The following is a 2,374-nucleotide window of genomic DNA, read 5'->3' as shown; positions in this document are numbered from 1 at the left end:
ATTTCTTGGTGAATTTGGTCTGTGGATTAATTGCCTATTGCCATCAGCCTAAGAAGCCCTCTCTCAATATCAATGCGTTTTTCCTCCCTTCGGCTTAACCCGAACTCAGGTTATTTACCCTTAGTTTCCTGCTAAATAGGATTGAATCATATTAACGAAGCGGCACGAAGTGCGGACTGAGGGCTGAGTGAGTCAGGAGTGGAATGATTACCGAATACCTAAGATGAATCTCTCTCATTCTTTTACTCAGTTCAATCCTTGTTGTTTACCCTTATTTTCCTGCTAAATAGGACTGAGTCATATTAACGAAGCGGCACGAAGTGCGGACTGAGGACTGAGTCAATCAGGAGTAAAATGAGTGCCCAATATCCAAGATAAACTTCTCTCATTCTTTTACTCAGTTCAATTCTTCTTATTTACCCTCAGTCCTCAGCCTTCAGCCCTCAGTCCTCAGCCCTCAGTCCTTACTCCTCAGTCTTCAAAAATGACTTTTATCTCTCTTATCTACGGAGTTTTTCTGCTCAGCGTTTTGGGAATTTACTGGTCGTTCCAAAAACAGTCTTTGCAGATGTGGACGTTGCTTGTTGTCAGTCTGGTTTTCTATACCTCACTGCAAGCGCCAACTTTGGTGAATGAGCATTGGCTGCAAATTTTAGCTTCGCCGCAAGTCGCCTATATTCCTTTGCTGATTGCTATTACTTTGATGAACTTCAGCTTAGGTAAGGCAATTGGAGAAAATACAGCATTAGGGATGTACGCGACCGATCCCCATGAAGATTGGCAATTCGATCAAGCGTTTTGGAATCGCCAGCGACTAAAGTTTTTATGGTTGGGGATTGTTCTGAATGTCTTGTTGTTGGTGAGCTTCAAGTATGTACCTTTTTTCTTAAATTCGGTGGCGGGCTTCTACGAACAATTCACCGGAACATCGCTACCCGTTGCCGAAAATAGCGCCAGTTGGGTCAGCACTCACTTAATTGCGCCTTTAGGTTTGAGCTTCTTTTCTTTTGAGTGCATTGCTTATTTAATTGATGTGTATCGTGGTGCCCCAGCGACGGAGCGATTTCTCGATTTTGCAGCTTATAAGTTATTTTTTCCCAAGCTAATTGCAGGGCCAATTACTCGTTATCATCAATTCTCGAATCAGCTCAAAACGCTACAATTTCCAACGCTTAATCAGATTACGGAAGGATTGTGGCTGATTGCCTGCGGTGCAGTTAAAAAAGCGCTTTTGGCAGATCGGCTGGGAATTTTTGTCGATTTGTGTTTTGGTAACTTAGAGCGAGCTAGCAGCGGCGATTTGTGGTTAGCGATCGCTGCCTACGGACTGCAACTCTATCTGGATTTTAGTGGGTACGTAGATATCGCCCGTGGTAGTGCCATCCTCTTAGGCTTCAATCTCCCGGAGAATTTTAATTTTCCTTACTTCAGTACCAGCATTGCTGATTTTTGGCGGCGCTGGCATATTACGCTAGGCGATTGGTTGCGAAACTACCTCTATTTTCCCTTGGGGGGTTCGCGCCAAGGGCTGCGCCGTACGTGCCTGAATTTGCTAATTATCATGTTAATTGCTGGGATTTGGCATGGAGCGGCTTGGGGCTATGTCGTCTGGGGTGCCTATCACGGTCTTGCTTTAGTGGCTCACCGCCTCACAGAAGCCCACTCCCGCCAGTCTGAGAAAGCTAGAAATTGGTGGAAAAGCCTTCCGGGTGTACTGCTTGCGTGGTTGCTAACCCAGTTTATGGTGTTCACATCCTGGATTTTCTTCCGCCTACCGAATCTGAAACAATCCAGTTGGGTGATTCAGCACCTCTGGGGTCAGTCTGCTGATGCCCAGTTTGCCGAAAAAGTCTACGGGGAGGCGCTGGGTGTGAATGCATCTCAGTTAGGTTTACTGCTTTGGCTGCTAGCAGCGTCGATGATCCTCGTCTATGCCGTTCATCGGGGTCTCAAGTTACAGCTTAATTGGCCTCTGAAGCTGCTGCTGGTGCCGTTGTGTTTCTACATTGTCTGGATATTTGCGCCCCAAGGTGGTCTTCCCTACATTTACTTTGATTTTTAGGGCATTACATTAAGCGATCGCCCACTACTCCTGGCTGACACGTCTCGCTTGCGATCGCTAACCCTACCGCATTCTCAGCCACTCATAAGTAAATGAAATGACAGTAATTCGGATTTATGAACAAAAAAAGACTGGACAAATACGAATAAATGTAAATATTATTAAATACAAGGCGAGACAAACTTCGCCTCATTCATACCGAACCTAGAAAATTCAAAGCAATCATAAAAACATGACCACAACCTTACAAAGACGCGAAAGCGCCAACGTATGGCAACGGTTTTGCGATTGGGTCACATCAACCGACAACCG

1 protein-coding gene is annotated in these 2,374 nt (G+C 45.4%); it reads left to right on the top strand.

The window, feature by feature from the left end:
- Window positions 1-484 precede the first annotated feature (484 nt).
- Window positions 485-2,062: an MBOAT family protein gene (locus NDI34_RS28035; protein WP_348234487.1), complete on the top strand. Its 1,578-nt coding sequence runs from the start codon at window positions 485-487 to the stop codon at window positions 2,060-2,062.
- Window positions 2,063-2,374: the final 312 nt, after the last annotated feature.

This window comes from Trichocoleus sp. DQ-U1, assembly GCF_039961925.1.
In the GTDB taxonomy this organism is placed as follows: Bacteria; Cyanobacteriota; Cyanobacteriia; order Cyanobacteriales; family FACHB-T130; genus FACHB-T130.
The sequence above is the reverse complement of the archived record's forward strand: the minus strand, read 5'-3'. Positions and strand labels throughout refer to the sequence as shown.

Excerpts from the sequence above, each read along its gene's own strand:
- NDI34_RS28035 (WP_348234487.1), top strand. The coding sequence starts at position 485 with ATGACTTTTATCTCTCTTATCTACGGAGTTTTTCTGCTCAGCGTTTTG.